At 72.2% G+C, this 16431-nt stretch carries 14 protein-coding genes; 8 read left to right on the top strand and 6 right to left on the bottom strand.

All coding sequences use genetic code 11. The features are described from left to right. The first annotated feature begins 79 nt into the window (after window positions 1-79). The gene (locus MFF58_RS06455; RefSeq protein WP_238286120.1) at window positions 80-949 is read left to right on the top strand and encodes an aldo/keto reductase family oxidoreductase; all 870 of its coding nucleotides are present in this window, start codon (window positions 80-82) and stop codon (window positions 947-949) included. A 155-nt stretch (window positions 950-1104) separates the two neighbouring features. On the opposite strand, the gene MFF58_RS06450 is transcribed toward MFF58_RS06455, so the two are convergent. The 6 genes from MFF58_RS06450 to MFF58_RS06425 form a co-directional block, all read right to left on the bottom strand. Then, window positions 1105-2334 (bottom strand): ABC transporter substrate-binding protein, encoded by a 1230-nt coding sequence (locus MFF58_RS06450; protein WP_238286118.1) that lies wholly within the window; start codon window positions 2332-2334, stop codon window positions 1105-1107. A 184-nt stretch (window positions 2335-2518) separates the two neighbouring features. Next, window positions 2519-3403, bottom strand: a complete 885-nt coding sequence (locus MFF58_RS06445) for a beta-keto acid cleavage family enzyme (protein WP_238286117.1) — start codon at window positions 3401-3403, stop codon at window positions 2519-2521. Between the two features lie 18 nt (window positions 3404-3421). Beyond that, window positions 3422-4180, bottom strand: a complete 759-nt coding sequence (locus MFF58_RS06440; RefSeq protein WP_238286116.1) for an SDR family NAD(P)-dependent oxidoreductase — start codon at window positions 4178-4180, stop codon at window positions 3422-3424. Continuing rightward, window positions 4177-5127: a 3-hydroxyacyl-CoA dehydrogenase family protein gene (locus MFF58_RS06435; protein ID WP_238286115.1), complete on the bottom strand. Its 951-nt coding sequence runs from the start codon at window positions 5125-5127 to the stop codon at window positions 4177-4179. Before MFF58_RS06435 ends, MFF58_RS06440 begins: the two co-directional genes overlap by 4 nt. Before the next feature lie 188 nt (window positions 5128-5315). Further along, the gene (locus MFF58_RS06430; protein ID WP_238286114.1) at window positions 5316-6341 is read right to left on the bottom strand and encodes a cyclase family protein; all 1026 of its coding nucleotides are present in this window, start codon (window positions 6339-6341) and stop codon (window positions 5316-5318) included. A 509-nt stretch (window positions 6342-6850) separates the two neighbouring features. After that, entirely contained in the window at window positions 6851-7828 is a 978-nt protein-coding gene (locus MFF58_RS06425; RefSeq protein ID WP_238286113.1) for a transporter, read from the bottom strand. A gap of 320 nt (window positions 7829-8148) precedes the next feature. Here MFF58_RS06425 and MFF58_RS06420 point away from each other — a divergent pair, with 320 nt between their 5' ends. The 7 genes from MFF58_RS06420 (at window position 8149) to MFF58_RS06390 (ending at window position 16253) form a co-directional block, all read left to right on the top strand. After that, the gene (locus tag MFF58_RS06420) at window positions 8149-9408 is read left to right on the top strand and encodes an ABC transporter substrate-binding protein (RefSeq protein WP_238286112.1); all 1260 of its coding nucleotides are present in this window, start codon (window positions 8149-8151) and stop codon (window positions 9406-9408) included. Window positions 9409-9427: 19 nt separating this feature from the next. Then, complete coding sequence (locus tag MFF58_RS06415; protein WP_238286111.1) at window positions 9428-10303, top strand: branched-chain amino acid ABC transporter permease; 876 nt, start codon at window positions 9428-9430, stop codon at window positions 10301-10303. Between the two features lie 136 nt (window positions 10304-10439). After that, window positions 10440-11360 carry a branched-chain amino acid ABC transporter permease gene (locus tag MFF58_RS06410; RefSeq protein WP_238286110.1) on the top strand — a complete coding sequence of 307 codons (921 nt, stop codon included), beginning with the start codon at window positions 10440-10442 and terminating at the stop codon, window positions 11358-11360. Then, on the top strand, window positions 11357-12868 hold the full coding sequence (locus tag MFF58_RS06405) for an ATP-binding cassette domain-containing protein (RefSeq protein WP_238286108.1): 1512 nt from the start codon (window positions 11357-11359) through the stop codon (window positions 12866-12868). Before MFF58_RS06410 ends, MFF58_RS06405 begins: the two co-directional genes overlap by 4 nt. 256 nt (window positions 12869-13124) lie before the next feature. Continuing rightward, complete coding sequence (locus MFF58_RS06400) at window positions 13125-14378, top strand: acyl-CoA dehydrogenase family protein (RefSeq protein ID WP_238286106.1); 1254 nt, start codon at window positions 13125-13127, stop codon at window positions 14376-14378. Further along, entirely contained in the window at window positions 14375-15433 is a 1059-nt protein-coding gene (locus MFF58_RS06395) for a phosphotransferase family protein (RefSeq protein WP_238286103.1), read from the top strand. The genes MFF58_RS06400 and MFF58_RS06395 overlap by 4 nt, the downstream gene beginning before the upstream one ends. Before the next feature lie 37 nt (window positions 15434-15470). Next, window positions 15471-16253 (top strand): SDR family NAD(P)-dependent oxidoreductase, encoded by a 783-nt coding sequence (locus MFF58_RS06390; RefSeq protein ID WP_238286288.1) that lies wholly within the window; start codon window positions 15471-15473, stop codon window positions 16251-16253. Window positions 16254-16431 lie beyond the last annotated feature (178 nt).

Raw genomic sequence — 16431 nt, 5'->3', positions numbered from 1 at the left:
GCACGGCCCGTGCCGATTGTCACGGCTTATCCGCGCAAACGGTGACGTCTACATCCGGGTCGCCAACAGGAGATTCGCCATGACCGATATCGCGCAGACCGGGACGTTCCAGCTCGGCGACCGGACCGTGAAACGGCTCGGTTACGGAGCCATGCAACTCGCCGGACCCGGCGTGTTCGGGCCGCCCAGGGACCGCGCCGCCGCCATCGCGGTGCTGCGCGAGGCCGTGGCGCAGGGCGTCGATCACATCGACACCAGCGATTTCTACGGACCGCACGTCACCAACCAGATCATCCGCGAGGCGCTGCATCCCTATCCGGACGACCTCGTGATCGTCACCAAGGTCGGCGCCAAGCGCGGGGCCGATGCCTCGTGGAACCCGGCCTTCTCGGCCGAGGAACTCACCCAGGCGGTCCACGACAACCTGCGCAACCTCGGCGTCGACGCCCTCGACGTGGTCAACCTGCGCCTGATGTTCGATGTCCACGGCCCCGCGGAGGGGTTGATCGAGGCGCCGCTCACGGTGCTGGCGGAGCTGCAGCGGAAGGGGCTGATCCGCCGGATCGGCCTGAGCAACGCCACGCCGCGCCAGGTGGCGGACGGGCGCCGGATCACCGAGATCGCCTGCGTGCAGAACCAGTACAACCTCGCCCACCGGGGCGACGACGCCTTCATCGACGATCTGGCGGCTGCCGGCATCGCCTACGTGCCGTTCTTCCCGCTGGGCGGGTTCAGCCCGCTCCAGTCGGACACCCTGTCGGAGGTGGCGGCCGGGCTCGGCGCGACGCCGATGCAGGTGGCGCTGGCGTGGCTGCTGCGCCGGTCGCCCAACATCCTGCTGATCCCCGGGACGTCCGCCCTCGGCCACCTGCGCGAGAACCTCGCGGCGGCGGACCTCGCGCTCCCGGACGCCGCGATGGCGGCGCTGGATCGGATCGGCGCGGCGTGAGGGACGAAGGTCCAAACCGCGCCCTCATCCTGAGGTGCGAGCGCAGCGAGCCTCGAAGGAGCCCTCCAGCCGGCCGCGATTCCTGGAGGTCTCCTTCGAGGCCTCCGCTGCGCGCCGGCACCTCAGGATGAGGTGACTGGGTGGGATGGGGGTGCCTACTTCGCCGTCATGCCGGCCAGCATGGGGCAGCCGCCCTCGCTCATCGGGCGGAACGCCTGCTCGGCCGGGATCGTCTCCAGCACCTTGTAGAGGTCCCACTCGCCCTTCGATTCGGACGGCGCCTTGGCCTCGAACAGGTACATCGGGTGGATCTTGCGTCCGTCCGGCCGGATCATGCCCTTGCCGAACAGGGGATCGTCGGTCGGCATCTCCTTCATCTTGGCGACCACGGCGGCGCCGTCCTTGGCCGAGTGCAGGGCCTCCACCGCCTTCAGGTAGTGCAGCGTGCTGGCGTAGACGCCCGCCTGGTACGAGGTCGGCTTCTTGCCGGGCATCCGCTTCTCGAAGCGCTCCGCGAAGGCGCGGGTGCCGTCGTTGAGGTCCCAGTAGAACGAGGCGGTGAAGGCCAGCCCCTGCGCCACATCCAGGCCCAGCGAGTGGATGTCGGTGATCGCGATGAGCAGGGCGGCGAGGGTCTGGCCGCCCTGGCGGACGCCGAACTCGTGCGCCTGCTTGATGGCGTTGGCCGCGTCCAGTCCCGCATCGGCGAGCCCGATCACCTGCGCGCCCGATCCTTGCGCCTGGAGCAGGAACGAGGAGAAGTCCGGGTTCGGGAACGGCGTGCGCACGCCGCCGACGACCGTGCCGCCGTTCTTCTCCACGACGGCCTTGGTGTCCCGCTCCAGGGCGAGGCCGAAGGCGTAGTCGGCGGTGATGAAGTACCAGCTCTTGCCGCCGCGCTTGAGGATCGCCTTGCCGGTGCCGTTGGCGAGCGCCGCGGTGTCGTAGGTCCAGTGCACCGTGTTGGGCGTGCAGGCCGGGCCGGTCAGGTCCGCGGTGCCGCCGCCCGAGTTGATGAAGGCCTTGTTCTTCTCCTTGGTGATCTGCGCGATGGCGAGCGCCACCGAGGAGGTCGGCACGTCGAACACCGCGTCGACGCCGTCGCGGTCGTACCATTGCCGGGTGACCGAGGCGCCGACATCGGGCTTGTTCTGGTGGTCGGCGGAGACGACCTCGACCTTCAGCCCGTGTTCCTCGGGCTTGAAATCCTCGACCGCCATGCGGGCGGCCACCACCGAGCCCTCGCCGGTGGAGTCGAAATAGACGCCGGAGCGGTCGTTCAGCACGCCGATCTTCACCGGCACGAGGTCGGCCGCCAGCGCCGCGCCGGCACCGAGCGCGCACAAGGTTCCCAGCAGCCGCGCGGTGAGGTGGCGGACCGTCATGTTTCTCTCCCTGCTGTTCTCGAACGCGGCAGCGTTGATCGCCGCTCGCGGTCTCGGAAGGCAGAGTATCCGCGGGGCATCGCGGCTGATACCGGCGCGGGTGAGGATGCGGGCGTTCCGTCAGGGGCGGGTTTTCCTGTCCCGCGCAGGGGATCGGGAGATGCGCGGCAGGCGCGCGGGCCACCTATCCCCGCGGCGCCAGCCCGAAGATCGCCCGCGCCTGATCGGGCGTGGCCGGTTCGCGATCGATGTGGGCCAGCAGGCTCACGGCCTTCTCCACCAGGGCGGCGTTGCTCGGCGCGAGCGTGCCGCGGGACAGGTACAGGTTGTCCTCCAGCCCGACCCGGACGTTGCCGCCCATGCCGGCCGCCACCGCGAGGATCGGGAACTCCGCCCGGCCGATGCCGAAGGCCGACCAGACCGCGTCCTCCGGCAGCCGGGCCCGCATCGCCACCAGGGCCTCCGGGGTCGCCGGCGCCCCCCAGGGGATGCCGAGGCAGATCTGGAACAGGGGCGGCCGCGCCAGGTGCCCCTCGGCGATCAGGTGCCGGGCCAGCTCGATCTGGCCGAGGTCGAACACCTCGATCTCCGGCTTCACCCCCGCGTCGCGGATGTGACCCGCCATCGCCCGCAGGTGGCCGGGGGTGTTGAGGAACAGGTGCTCGCCGAAATTCATCGTGGCGACGTCGAGGGTGCAGATCTCCGGGCGCAGCGCGCCGACATGCCGGGTGCGGGCCTCCGGATTCACGAAGGTCGTACCCGGGCCGGCGACCGCCGGGTCGGGGTCGCCCGGCACGAACCGGCCCCCCGCCCCGGTGGTCAGGTTGAGGATGACATCCGCGTTCCGCTCGCGGATCCGCTCCATCACCTCGCGGTAATGGGCGAGTTCCATGCTGGGCGCGGCGGTCTCGGGGTCGCGGACGTGGATGTGAACCACGGCCGCCCCGGCGGCGGCGGCCTCAAGGGCCGATTGCGCGATGGCCTGCGGGCTCACCGGCACCGCCGGGTTCTTCCGCGGCGTGTCGAAGGAGCCCGTGAGGGCGCAGGTGATGACGGTGGTGCTCGACATCCGTGTGTTCCCCAAGCGTCAGATCGCCCCGCCGTCGACCGTGATCGTCTCGCCGGTGATGTAGGCCGCCCCCGCGGCGAGGAAGAAGATCGTCTCGGCGATGTCCTCCGGCCGGGCCATGCGGCCCAGCATGGTGCGGCCCACGGTCGAGGCCTTGCGCTCCTCCGACCAGGGCTCGGTCCAGGGCGTTGCGACGAGGCCGGGCGCCACCGCGTTGACCCGCACGTCGGGCGCCAGCGCCCGGGCGAGGCTGCGGGTCAGGTTGATCAGCCCGGCCTTGCTGGCCGAGTAGGCCACCGACGAGCCGCGCCGGCCGAGCCCGGCCACCGAGGCGGTGTTGACGATGGCGCCCCGGCTCGCCTTCAGCGTCGGGGACGCGGCCCGGGCGCAGCGGAACGGCCCGAGGAGGTTCGTCGCCAGGATCGTGGCCCAGAACTCCTCGGTCATCGCGTCGAGGTCCTCGAAGGCGATGGGCGTCGTGGTGCCCGACGTGCCGGCGTTGTTGACCAGCACGTCGAGGCCGCCGAGCCGCTCGATCCCGGCCGCCACCATCGCCTCGGCGGCGCCGGGCGCCGACACGTCGCCGGGCAGCGCGACCACCGAGAGCCCCGCCCCGGCGAGCCGGGCGGCCTCGTCGGGGCCGCGGGCGTCCCCCGGCAGGTGGTTCAGCGCCACCGCGGCGCCGTTGCGGGCGAAGATCTCCACCGTCGCCAGCCCGATCCCCGACGAGGCCCCGGTGACGAGGATGCGCCGTCCCGACAGATCCGCCCCGATCATGTGCCCTCCATCCGGCCGATCCCGGCCATGGCCGCCTTGAGCGCCAGGAGCTTGCGGTCGCGCTCGCGGAACAGGTCCGCGGGTTCCCGGCCGCCCCAGTCGAAATAGCCCCTGCCCGCCATCACCCCGGTCCGGCCCTCGGCGCAGAGGGCGTCAAGGGTTTCGGAGCGGGTGCGCGGCGGCGGCGGCGCGTAGCTGCCGTTGGCCAAAGCCCGCTGCGTCAGCTCCAGCCCGGTGAAGTCGGCCTTGGCGAGGTGGCCGAGGATCGGGATGCGCAGGGAAAGCCCGTGGATGATCGCGTCGTCGATGTCCTTCGGCGCGGCGACGCCCTCGTCGAGGAGCCGGAACACCTCGGCGCTGATCGCCTGCTGGATGCGGTTGGCGACGTAGCCGGGGATGAAGCGCTTCAGCACGATCGGGACCTGGCCCAGGCCGCGCACGAGGTCGTCCATCGCGGCGACCACCGCCGGGTCCGTGCCGGGCCCCGGCACCACGTCGACGAGGTCGACGATGTAGGGCGGCGTGTACCAGTGCAGGATCAGCGCCCGCGCCTGCCGCGCTTCGGGGATCAGCGGGAAGACGTCGAGGTAGCTGGTGTTGCTGGCGAGGATCGCGTCGGCCGCGCAGAGCCGGTCGAGCTCCGTGAACAGCGCGCGCTTGGCCTCCGGGTTCTCGGTGATCGCCTCGATCACGAGGCCCGCGCCGGCCACCGCGGCGCCGAGCTCCGCCTCGACCCGGACGGCGCCGGCCAGCCGGTCGGCATCCCAGCCTTCGGGCGCGGCCCCCGCCGCCCGCAGGGTGGCGAGCGCCGAGGCCATGAGGGTCGGCACCCGGGCGCGGGTCTCGGGGCTTGTGTCGGTGATCCGCACGGCATGCCCGTGGAGCGCCAGCACCAGGGCGATGCCGTGCCCCATCAGCCCGCCGCCGACGATCGCGATCTCGCTCATGGCCCGCCCTCCGTTCGCCGGGCGGAGAAGCCCACCCACGTCCTCATCCTGCGGTGCCGCGCAGCAGCCTCGCCGGCGGCCCCCCGCCAGCCCGGCGGCTTCTGGAGCCCCCCTCCGACGCGTCCGCCGGGCGTCGGCACCTCAGGATGCGGGCGCCGATGGGACCGAACGGGCATGCTCCCCTTCCCTCACACCGTGGCGATCGGGGTCGTCGGCGAGCCGACCGCGCCCGGCAGGCGCAGGGGCGGAGCGGTGAGCAGGAAGCGGCTGCGGCCGTTGGCGCGCAGCCACTCGGCCAGCGGCGTCAGGTGCCAGAGCTCGCCGAGATTGACCCCGAGCTTGAACAGGCAGTGCTCGTGGAGCGGCAGCGTCGCGCAGCAGGCGGGGCCGGGTCCGGCCGGGTAGGCCTCCACCGCGTAGTTGTCGGCGATCAGCGCGCACAGGCCGGTGCGGGTGATCCAGTCCAGCAACCGTGGATCCCGGCCGTCCAGTCCCGCGCAGAGGTTGTGCACCCGCGTCGGGTCCGGCGCGCCGCCCATGGCGATCAGCCGCTCGGCGAAGCCCGTGTGCAGGCAGACCATGTCGCCGGGCTCGACCACGACGCCGTCGGCCTCCAGGATCCGGGCGAGCTGGTCGTAGCCGACCTTCACCTTGGCGTCGCCGAGATGGGCGCGCAGGTCGATCATCACGGCCCGGCCCTGCATGCCGGTCTCGGCCAGGCGCTCGATGCCGAGCCGCTTCGCCCGGGACGGCTGGTCGGCCGCCGCGGCGCTCTCCGGCCCGACGATGTCGTGCCCGCCCCGGAAGCCGTTGTAGAAGGTGGGGCCCGCCCCGGTGCCGTCCGCGTCGAAGAGCGAGCCGACATGGGCGAGGGAATCCCACTGCGTCGAGTATTGCAGGTGGATCAGCGCCCGGTCGTCGCAGATCACGTCGGTGGCGCCGTCGACCTCCTCGCAGACCGGGAAGTTCATGTTCGGCCGGCCGTTGGCGCGGCGGGTCGGGGTGATCTGCGGCGGGTGGCGGCGCGGATTGAGGACGTTGCCGCCCGGCAGGTCCAGCGGCAGGCTGAGGCAGAAGGTGAGCCCTTCGCGCACCTCGGCCACGCCCTGCCGCACCTTCTCGGGGGTCAGCAGGTTCAGGCGCCCGCGCTCGTCGTCGGGCCCGAAATCCCCCCAGGTCGAGCCCTCGGGCCGCCGGGTCCAGCGCAGGCTCATGGGGTCCGTCCCCGGCGGGGCCGGGGGCCGCGGCCCGGGATGGTCCCGGGCGCGGCCATGCGTGCGTTCCTCACCTGTCCGCGCCCTTCTGCGAGGCCGTCCGGTCCGCGCGTCGCGGATCTGCCGGGAACCTAGGCCCGCGGGGCCGGGCTCGATAGTCCCGATGCGGACAGGGCGGCCCGCGTGAAACCCGCGGCGGATCTCGGGGCCGAGCCCGGTCGGGCCGCATCCCGGTGCGCGACAGCGCCCCGATGCACGGTGATCGGGTGATCCTGTCCGACCCATGATGATGAAGGGCCCGCTTCAGCGGGCGTCGAAGGAGTCATCCAGGGATCGCCGCGCCATCCGGAGCGCCCCTTCGAGGCCGGCGCTCCGCGCCGCCACCGCCGGATGAGGGAAGGGCTGGAGGATCGCCACCGGCCGCCTCGGTCCCGTGTACCGTGGCGCCGCACCCGGGCTCGGATCCGGGTCCCGGGCGCCGAACCGGAGCCCGCCTCGGCGGAGAGCGCCTAGTCCTTGCGGAGCAGCGGCTCGGGTGCCGCCGCCGCGCTCGCCACCGGGAAGGGCACGATCACCCGAAACCAGCCCCGGGTCTCCTCGTTGTGCTGGCGCTGCCCGGCGGCGTTGAGGGTGTCGCGCGCGACGATCTCGCGCGTCACGAAGGTCTGCAGGATCACGCGCCCGAAATCGTAGCCGACGAGGCCGCCGGCCGCGATGTACCCGTCCCGCTGGAAGCGGCTGAACAGGCGGTCGCGGCGGTTCACCGGCAGGTCGGTGTAGCCGTACGCCACGGCGCCGATCTCGAACTTCCCGAACTTCTTGGTGGCGGTGAGATCGAGGTTGATCTGGTCGGCCACCGGGATCGGCCCGATCGCCGTCCCGACGGTGCCGCCGAACCGGCCATGCGCGTCGAAGGGACGGTTGTAGGTGAGGATGGCCGAGAGGTTGAGGCTGCCGTCGCCCACGTAGGTGGCGGCGACGCGCTGGGTCAGCGTCGCCGACGCGGATTGCGGCAGCAGCGGCGTGCCCCGGAGGCCGAGCCCGAGCGAGCCGCGGTCGCCGTACGGCAGGTAGGCGCCCGCGATGTACGACACGCCGAGGCCGCCGCCGAGGTTCCACGCGAAGATGTTGCCGAGGAACGGCGTGTAGAAGGTGCTGACGTCCCGGTTGGGGACCGGGGCGGGGAAGTGGGTGTTGATGAACACCGACGGGAACGCGACCACCGGCTCGACGCGCGCACCAAGAATCTTGAGTGGCGACGCGTAGATCAGGAACGGGATGTTGACGCCCACCTCGGCGGCGTCGCGGCGGTCGGCCCGTCCCCAGCTGAACGTGTCGAAGGCGTAGAATCCCTCCGGCAGCGGCAGGCCCGGCGCGAGGCCGACCTGCTCTCCGGGCTGGGTCACGGCGGCGGCGTGCGCCTGGCCGGTCACGGCCAGGAACGGGGCGGTCAGCGCCAGTGCGGCGGTCGTTGTACGTCTGAGCATGGCGCCCCTCCCGTCCGATGCTGCGCGGCGCCCTGCGGCCGGGCTCGGTCGGGAACGGACGCGACACCATCTGGCTGTGCCGAAGCTGGGCTCCGATGCGGACGGGGCGCTCGCGCGGGCCCGGAGCCGCCGGCGGTTGCCGGAAACGCGGTGCGGGTTGCCGGGGCGCAACAATCCCGGCGGCGGAAATCGCGCAGCCAACGACTCGCCGGAAACGTCACCCGCCCCGGACCGGCCGGCCCTTGTGATCCGTCGAGCCCCGGCTACAGTCCCCCCAAGCCTGCGAATAAAGAATGCGGGCACGACGAGAGGAAACGCCGATGTCCGAGCCCGCGCGCGCAGCCTCCCGGCGCGTCCCGATCCGGCGCATGCTGCCCGCACTGCTGGCGACGGCTTCCCCGCTCGCGGGGCCGGCGCACGCCGCCGACCCGATCAAGATCGGCGTGATCGCCGAGGCGCAGTCCGTGGCCGGGGCCTCGATCCCGCAGGCCGTGCAGCTCGCCGCCGACGAGATCAACGCCCAGGGCGGCATCGACGGGCGCCAGATCCAGGTCGTCACCTACGACGACAAGTCCTCCGCCTCCGACGCGGTCCGGGCCTTCCAGCGGGCGGTCTCCGAGGACAAGGTCAACTTCGTCATCGCCAGCTACATCTCGGAGGTCGTGCTGGCGCTGATGCCCTGGGCGGCCCGGCTCAAGACGCCGATGATCACGCCGGGCGCGGCCTCGAACGAGATCAGCGTCGCGGTCCACAAGGATTACGCGCGCAACAAGTACACCTTCCACGGCTACCTGACCTCGCACGCCCTGGCGCAGGCGGTCTGCGACTCGGCCAAGGAGGTGCTGGTCGAGAAGCTCAAGGCCAAGACGGCGGCGATCATGAGCGAGGACGCGGCCTGGACCCGGCCGCTCGACGCCGCCTACCAGGAATGTCTGCCGAAATCCGGGCTCAAGGTGGTGGAGCACGTCCGCTTCTCGCCGGACACGGGCGACTTCACGCCGATCTACAACAAGATCGAGGCGGCCAAGCCGGACCTGATCGTCACCGGCATCGCCCATGTCGGCGTGCAGCCGACCGTTCAGTGGCAGAACCAGCAGGTCCCGATCGCCATGACCGGCATCAGCGGCCAGGCGACCTCCTCGACCTTCTGGGCCAACACCAACGGCGGCACGCAGGGCGTGCTGTTCGACAGCGTGGCGCTGCCGGGCGTGGCGCTCACCGAGAAGACGATCCCCTTCGCCGAGGCCTTCACCAAGCGCTTCGGCGGGGCGCCGTCCTACGCGGGGTACATGGCGTACGACGCCACGTACTACACCGCGGAGGCGATCCGGCGGGCGGGCTCCACGGAGGCCGACAAGCTCGTCGATGCCCTGGAGAAGACCGACTACGTCGGCACGGTCGGGCATCTCAAGTTCTACGGCAAGGACGACCCGTTCACCCACTCGATCCAGTACGGGCCCGGCCTGATGACCAGCGTCCTCGGGCAGTGGCAGAACGGCAAGCAGGTGGCGATCTGGCCGGCGGCGACCGCCAACGGGGCCATGATCCTGCCCCCTGCGGTGAAGGCGGTGGTGCAGTAGGCCGGGGCGGGAGAGCGCGGTGATCGGCCTCCAGATCCTCGTCGATGGCTTCGCCATCTCGGCCCTCTACGCGCTCGGCGCGATGGGCTTCACCCTGATCTTCGGCGTCTCGGGCGTCCTCAACCTGACCCACGGCGCCCTGATGGTCATGGCCGCGGTGGCGGCCTGGGCGGCCTCCGCGCTGTTCGGGCTCGGCTCCTACGCGGGCGCGGCGATCGGCATCCTCTGCGGGCTCGCGGGCGCCCTCGTCACCTACTTCGCGGTGGTCGCGCCGATCGAGCGCAGCCGGGCGATCCCGCGGGAGGAGAAGGAGATCTTCGTCCTCACCGGCACCCTGCTCTGGGGGATCATGATCCAGGAGCTGGTGGCCTACTTCTTCACCGACAATCCCAAGACCGTGCTGCCGATCGTCGAGGGCGTGGTCGAGATCGCCGGGGTGCGCACGCCCAAGAACGAGCTGTTCACCGCGGTGATCTGCTGGGTGGTGATCGCCCTGCTCTGGCTGTTCGTGAACCGGGCGCGGGCCGGCAAGGTCCTGCTCGCCGCCTCCATGAACCCGCGCGGCGTGACGCTGCTCGGCCACGACATGGGCAAGATCTACGTGGCGGTCTGGGCGATCTACGGCCTGCTCGCCGGCATCGCCGGGGTGCTGCTCGGGATGTTCCTCGGGGTGTCGTCGTATTCCGTGGGGCCCCTCACGGCGAGCGCCTTCTCGATCGTGGTGCTGGGGGGGCTGGGCAGCGTCACCGGCTCGCTGATCGCCGCCTACGTGGTCGGCTACCTCGAGACCGCCACCGCCTACCTGGTCTCGCCGGCCTACCGGGTGATCCCGGCCCTGCTGCTGCTGGTCGCCGTCATGTACCTGCGCCCGCAGGGCCTGCTGGGGCGACGGTGATGTGCGGGTCCGGCATCCCCGTGTCCGCCGGTCGCGCGACGAGCCCCCTCTCCCGCCCGGGAGCGCGGACCCGCCCCTTGTCCGTACCGCTTCGGGCACTCGGAATCGTAATGGTCGACCCTGGTCTGGCTCATCCATGAAGCTCCTCACCACCCCCGGCTTCTGGATCGCGATCCTCGCCGTCCTGGCCGCCGCCACCCTGCCCTGGTGGGTGTCCGGCTACATCCTCGGCCTCCTGACCATCGCCTACTATTTCGGCGTGTTCTCGATGGCCTGGGACCTGCTCTTCGGCTTCGCCGGCGAGGTGAATTTCGGCCCGACCTTCCTGATCGGGCTCGGGGCCTACGGCGCCGGCATCCTCAACAACCGCTACGAGCTGCCGATCCCCTACTGCCTGGCGGTCGGGACGGTGCTCGCCGTGGTCGGCGGCCTCGCCCTGGCGCTGCCGGCCCTGAAGGTCCGCGGCCCCTATTTCGGGCTGATCACCCTGGTGGCGGTCCTGCTCCTGCAGAACATGATCGTGGTCTTCTCCGGCCTCACCGGCGGCGAGATCGGCCTGACCGTGCCGGACGTCATCTCCATCGACGCCGACACCAACTACTGGCTGGCGCTGGGCTTCATGGCGGTCTCCGGCCTGATCCTCACGGCCATCGCCCGCTCCCCCGCGGGGCTGATCCTCCAGGCCGCCGGCCAGGATCCGGTGGTGACCGGGGCGCTCGGCTTCAACGTCGCCAAGCACAAGCTCGCGGCCTTCGCGATCAGCGCCGCCTTCTCGGGCCTCGCGGGCGGGCTGGTGGTCTTCTACATGGGCACCGCCTCGGTCGGCACGCTGATCAACACGTCGGTGGGCGTGCAGGTGATCATCGCGGCGGTGCTCGGCGGCCGGCGCACCATCGTGGGCGCGGCGCTCGGCGCCGTGTTCCTGATCGCGGCGGGCGAGCTGCTGCGCCCGCTCGGCGGCCTGTCGACCTTCGTGGTCTCGGCGGTGGCGCTCCTCGTGATCCTGTTCGTGCCTTCGGGGCTGCTCGGCCTCGCCTCCCTCAGGAGCGCCCGATGACCGTCGCCGTGAGGCCCACGCCCGCGCTGGCCGCAGCGCCGGTCGCGGCCGAGCCCTGCCTGACCGTGCGCGGCCTGACCAAGCGCTACGGCGGCCTCGTCGCCGTCAAGGACATCGACCTCGACCTGCGGCCCGGGGAGATCCTCGGCCTGATCGGCCCGAACGGGTCGGGCAAGTCCACCGTGATGAAGCTGATCATGGGGCTGGAGCGCCCCAGCGCCGGCTCGATCCGCCTCGACGGCACCGAGATCGGCGGGATGCCGGCTCACCGGGTGGCGCGCTCCGGGATCGGCCTCGTGTTCCAGCACGCCCGCCCGCTCCAGCGGCAGACCGTGCTGGAGAATATCAGCCTCGCGCTCCTGCCCGACAGCCTGATCCGATTGGCCGCGGATCCGCACGTGGCGCGGCGCGCCAAGGAAATCGCCGAGCGCGTCGGCCTCGGCGCCGTCGTCGACCGGCGCCCCGGCACCCTGCCCTTCGCGGATCTGCGCCGTCTGGAGCTCGCCAAGGCCATCGCCCGCGATCCCCGGGTGGTGCTGGTGGACGAGCCCTTCGCCGGGCTGACCGGCGGCGAGGTCTCGGCCTTCTCCGAGCTGATCCAGGGGTTTCGCGACGAGGGCAAGGCCGTGCTCCTCGTCGATCACAACGTGAAGAGCGTCGCGGCCATCGTGGATCGGGTCTTCGCCATGTATCTCGGCGAGCGGATCGCCGAGGGCTCGGCCGAATCCGTGATGGCCGACCCCACCGTGCGCCGGGTCTATCTCGGCGGCAGCATCGAGACGGCGGCCCGGCCCGAGGCGGCGTTCAAACCCGATTCGCTGCTCACCGTCGAGAATGTCGACGTGCTCTACGGCAAGGCGCAGGCCCTGCGCAGCGCCGCGATCCACGTCCACGAGGGCGAGTTCGTCTCGGTGGTGGGTCTGAACGGCGCCGGCAAGACGACGCTGTTCAACGCCATCTCGGGCCTCGTCCCGCATACCGGTACGATCCGGTTCGACGGTCAGGATCTCTCCCGGATGAAGCCCGCCGCCATCGCGCGCGCCGGCATCGTCCAGGTGCCCGAGACCCGCGAGCTGTTCGGCGACCTCAGCGTGCGCGAGAACCTCGACCTCGGCGGCCAGCATTTCCCGAAGGCCGAGAGCGCCAAGCAGCGCGACTGGCTCTACGAGCTGTTCCCGATCCTGAAGGCCCGCGAGGGCCAGACCGCCCGCACCCTGTCGGGGGGCGAGCAGCAGATGCTGACCATCGCCCGGGCGCTGATGATGCGCCCCCGCCTCCTGATCCTCGACGAGCCGACGCTCGGCCTCGCCCCGGTGATCCTGGAACTGCTGTCGAAAGCCCTGGAGAAGCTGCGCCAGACGACGCCCATCACGGTGCTGCTCGGCGAGCAGAACGTCACCTTCGCGCTCCCGCACGCCGACCGGGTCTACGTGCTGGAACAGGCGCGGATCGTCTGGGAGGGACCGCCGCAGCGCTTCGCCAGCGAGATGGGATCGGCCTATCTGTGAGGGCCGGATGATTCCGGTCCGTCGCGGCTTGCGCGTGCAGGTCGGGACGGCGCGCGGGTTCCCTCTCCCGGGCGGGAGGGGGGACAGGGTGAGCGACCGGGCCTTTCCGGACCGCGCGCAGCCCGCAGCCCAACCCCCTCCCGCGCGGGCGTGGGGGGCCGTTGCGCCGCGGCGCGGGGCCGTCGGAAGGTGGGTCACCGGCTCGTGCAAGCTTGGCGCGCTCGCCCGGCAGACAATACCCTAGGGAGCGGACGCCGTGGACTTCAACCTCTCCCAGTCCCAGACCCACTGGCTCGGGCGCGTGCGCGCCTTCATCGCCGACGCGATCGTGCCGGCGGCCGCCGCGGTGGCGGCGGAGCGCGCCGCGAGCCGTGCGCCCGCCCCCACGATGGAGCGCCTCAAGGAGAGGGCCCGGGCCGAGGGCCTGTGGAACCTGTTCCTGCCGCCCTCCCCCGGGCACGACACGGATGCGTATCGCGGCGCCGGCCTGACCAACCTCGACTACGCCCTCTGCGCCGAGGCGATGGGCCGGGTCGGGATCGCCTCGGAATGCTTCAACTGCGCGGCGCCCGACACCGGCAACATGGAGGTGCTGCACCGCTACGGCACCGCAGCCCAGAAGGACCGGTGGCTGAAGCCCCTGATGGCGGGCGAGATCCGCTCGGCCTTCCTGATGACCGAGCCGGAGGTCGCCTCCTCGGACGCCACCAACATCGCCACGTCGATCCGCCGGGACGGCGACCACTACGTCATCGACGGCCGCAAGTGGTGGTCGACCGGCGTCGGCGATCCGCGCTGCCGGATCGCGATCCTGATGGGCAAGACCGACCCCGAGGCGCCGCGGCACAAGCAGCAATCGCAGATCCTGGTACCCATGGACACGGCCGGCGTGCGGGTGGAGCGGCTGCTCCCGGTCTTCGGCTACGAGGACGCCCCCAAGGGCCACGGCGAGGTGGTGCTGGAGAACGTCCGCGTGCCCGCCGAGAACCTGATCCTCGGCGAGGGGCGCGGCTTCGAGATCGCGCAGGGGCGGCTGGGGCCCGGCCGCATCCACCATTGCATGCGCACGATCGGGGCCGCCGAGGTGGCGCTGGAGGCCATGGCGCGCCGGCTCGTGTCCCGGGTCGCCTTCGGCAAGCGGATCTCCGAGCAGTCGGTCTGGGAGCAGCGAGTCGCGGAGGCGCGGATCGACATCGAGATGACCCGCCTCCTCTGCCTGAAGGCGGCCGACATGATGGACAAGGTCGGCGCCAAGGGCGCCAAGCTCGAGATCGCCATGATCAAGGTCGCGGCGCCCCGGGTGGCGCTGAAGGTCATCGACGACGCCATCCAGGCCCATGGCGGGGCCGGCGTGTCGGAGGATTTCGGGCTCGCCAGGATGTACGCCCATATCCGCACCCTGCGGCTCGCCGACGGGCCCGACGAGGTCCACAACCGCTCGATCGCCCGGCTGGAATTCGGGCGCTACACCAATGCCCGTCCGGGCGCCGAGGAGCCGGAGCGCGCATGAGCGACGCCGATGTCTTCTCGGGCGTGAAGCCGGTCGAGCCGCGCCACCGGATCGACGAGGCGCGGCTCTCCGCCTGGATGACGGAGCACGTGCGCGGCTTCTCGGGCCCGCTCACCGTGCAGCAGTTCCGCGGCGGCCAGTCGAACCCGACCTACCGGCTCGACACCCCCGCCCAGGCCTACGTGCTGCGCCGGAAGCCCTTCGGCCCGCTCCTGCCCTCCGCCCACGCGGTGGAGCGCGAGTTCCGGGTGATCGGCGCCCTCTACGGCGAGGGCTTTCCGGTGCCCCGCCCCTTCGCGCTCTGCGAGGATCCGGACGTCATCGGCGCGGCCTTCTACGTGATGGAGGCGGTGGGCGGCGCCGTGCACTGGGACGGGGCGCTGCCGGGCCTCGACCCCCATGTCCGCCACCGGCACTACGCCGGCATGATCGCCACGCTGGCGCGCCTCCACGCGATCGATCCGGAGGCGGCCGGGCTCGCCGATTACGGCCGGCCCGGCAACTACTTCGCCCGGCAGGTCGACCGCTGGACCCGCCAGTACCGCGCCGCCGAGGACGGGCGCCTGGAGGATGTCGAGCGGCTGATCGCGTGGCTGCCCCGCACCGTGCCCGAGCAGCAGGGCGCCTGCGTGGTCCACGGCGACTACCGCCTCGACAACCTGATCTTCTCCCGCGACGGCGGCGTCAGCGCGGTCCTCGACTGGGAATTGTCGACGCTCGGCGATCCGCTGGCCGATTTCAGCTACCTGCTGATGCAGTGGGAACTGCCCGCCGACGGGCGCAGCGGGCTGCGCGGCCTCGACCTGCAGGCGCTCGGCATCCCCACCCGGGACGAGGCGGTGGCGCTCTACTGCCGGGCGGCGGACCGGACGAGCCTGCCCGACCTCGACTGGTACTTCGCCTACAACCTGTTCCGGCTGGTCGGCATCCTCCAGGGTGTGGCCGCCCGCGCCAAGGCCGGCAACGCCGCGAGCGAGCACGCCTCCGCCATGGCGGCGCGGGTGCCGAAACTCGCCGCCGCGGCCTGGGGCTTCGCCGAGCGGGCGGGGGCCTGACGTGGATCGCGGCGTGGACCTCGGCGTGGATCCCGGCATGGATCTCGCCGGCCGCGTCGTCGCCGTCACGGGGGCCGCACGGGGGATCGGCCGGGCGCTCGCGGTCGCGGCCAAGGCCCGCGGCGCGACGATCGTAGCCCTCGACCAGGACGCGGCCGGGGTGGAGGCCGTGGCGGCCGGGCTCGGCGGCCAGGCCTTCGCGCTCGACGTGGGCGACGCCGCGGCGGTCGTCGCAATCCTGGCGCGGATCGAGGCCGAGATCGGCCCGGTCGCCCTCTATTGCTCCAACGCCGGCATCCTGGAGCGCGATCCCGATCCGGATCTCGCCACCTCCGCCGATCCGGAGAGCTGGGCGCGGTCCTGGGCGGTGAACGTGATGGGCCATGTCCACGCGGCGCGGGTTCTGGTCCCGCTCTGGCGCCAACGGGGCGGGGGCGCGTTCCTGGGCACCGTCTCGGCGGCCGGGCTACTCAGCCAGATCGGCAGCGCCACCTACTCGGCCACCAAGCACGCGGCGCTGGCCTTCCTGGAGCATCTCGCCATCGCGCATGCCGAGGACGGCATCCGGGTCGCCGCCCTGTGCCCGCAGGGCGTCGACACCGCCATGCTGGGGGCGGCCAGCGCGGCCGCCCGCGACGGCGTGCTGCCGCCCGGGGCCGTGGCCGAGGCCGCCCTCGACGGGCTGGCATCGGGGCGCTTCCTGATCCTGCCGCACCCGCAGGTGGCGGCGTATGCCCGCCGCCGGGCCGGGGATCCCGAGCGCTGGCTCGCCGGCATGGCGCGCCTGCGCCGGGCGATGCGGGCGGAGCCGGACTCGTGAGGATGGGCGGCTTCGGGCGATCCGGTCGGCCGTTTCGTGGGGCGCGGGTCCCCTCTCCCGTGGGGGAGCGGGACAGCGTGGGGGATCGGGTCTGTCCGGGCGGCGCGCACCCCGCACGCCAACCCTCGCCCGGACGGGAGCGGGGGTGCGTCGCGACCCTGACCGGCCGACGCGCACC

Origin of the sequence: Methylobacterium longum (assembly GCF_022179385.1) — a bacterium.
In the GTDB taxonomy this organism is placed as follows: Bacteria; Pseudomonadota; Alphaproteobacteria; order Rhizobiales; family Beijerinckiaceae; genus Methylobacterium; species Methylobacterium longum.
The sequence above is the reverse complement of the archived record's forward strand: the minus strand, read 5'-3'. Positions and strand labels throughout refer to the sequence as shown.

Excerpts from the sequence above, each read along its gene's own strand:
- MFF58_RS06455 (WP_238286120.1), top strand. The coding sequence starts at position 80 with ATGACCGATATCGCGCAGACCGGGACGTTCCAGCTCGGCGACCGGACC.
- MFF58_RS06450 (WP_238286118.1), bottom strand. The coding sequence starts at position 2,334 with ATGACGGTCCGCCACCTCACCGCGCGGCTGCTGGGAACCTTGTGCGCG.
- MFF58_RS06445 (WP_238286117.1), bottom strand. The coding sequence starts at position 3,403 with ATGTCGAGCACCACCGTCATCACCTGCGCCCTCACGGGCTCCTTCGAC.
- MFF58_RS06440 (WP_238286116.1), bottom strand. The coding sequence starts at position 4,180 with ATGATCGGGGCGGATCTGTCGGGACGGCGCATCCTCGTCACCGGGGCC.
- MFF58_RS06435 (WP_238286115.1), bottom strand. The coding sequence starts at position 5,127 with ATGAGCGAGATCGCGATCGTCGGCGGCGGGCTGATGGGGCACGGCATC.
- MFF58_RS06430 (WP_238286114.1), bottom strand. The coding sequence starts at position 6,341 with ATGAGCCTGCGCTGGACCCGGCGGCCCGAGGGCTCGACCTGGGGGGAT.
- MFF58_RS06425 (WP_238286113.1), bottom strand. The coding sequence starts at position 7,828 with ATGCTCAGACGTACAACGACCGCCGCACTGGCGCTGACCGCCCCGTTC.
- MFF58_RS06420 (WP_238286112.1), top strand. The coding sequence starts at position 8,149 with ATGTCCGAGCCCGCGCGCGCAGCCTCCCGGCGCGTCCCGATCCGGCGC.
- MFF58_RS06410 (WP_238286110.1), top strand. The coding sequence starts at position 10,440 with ATGAAGCTCCTCACCACCCCCGGCTTCTGGATCGCGATCCTCGCCGTC.
- MFF58_RS06405 (WP_238286108.1), top strand. The coding sequence starts at position 11,357 with ATGACCGTCGCCGTGAGGCCCACGCCCGCGCTGGCCGCAGCGCCGGTC.
- MFF58_RS06395 (WP_238286103.1), top strand. The coding sequence starts at position 14,375 with ATGAGCGACGCCGATGTCTTCTCGGGCGTGAAGCCGGTCGAGCCGCGC.
- MFF58_RS06390 (WP_238286288.1), top strand. The coding sequence starts at position 15,471 with ATGGATCTCGCCGGCCGCGTCGTCGCCGTCACGGGGGCCGCACGGGGG.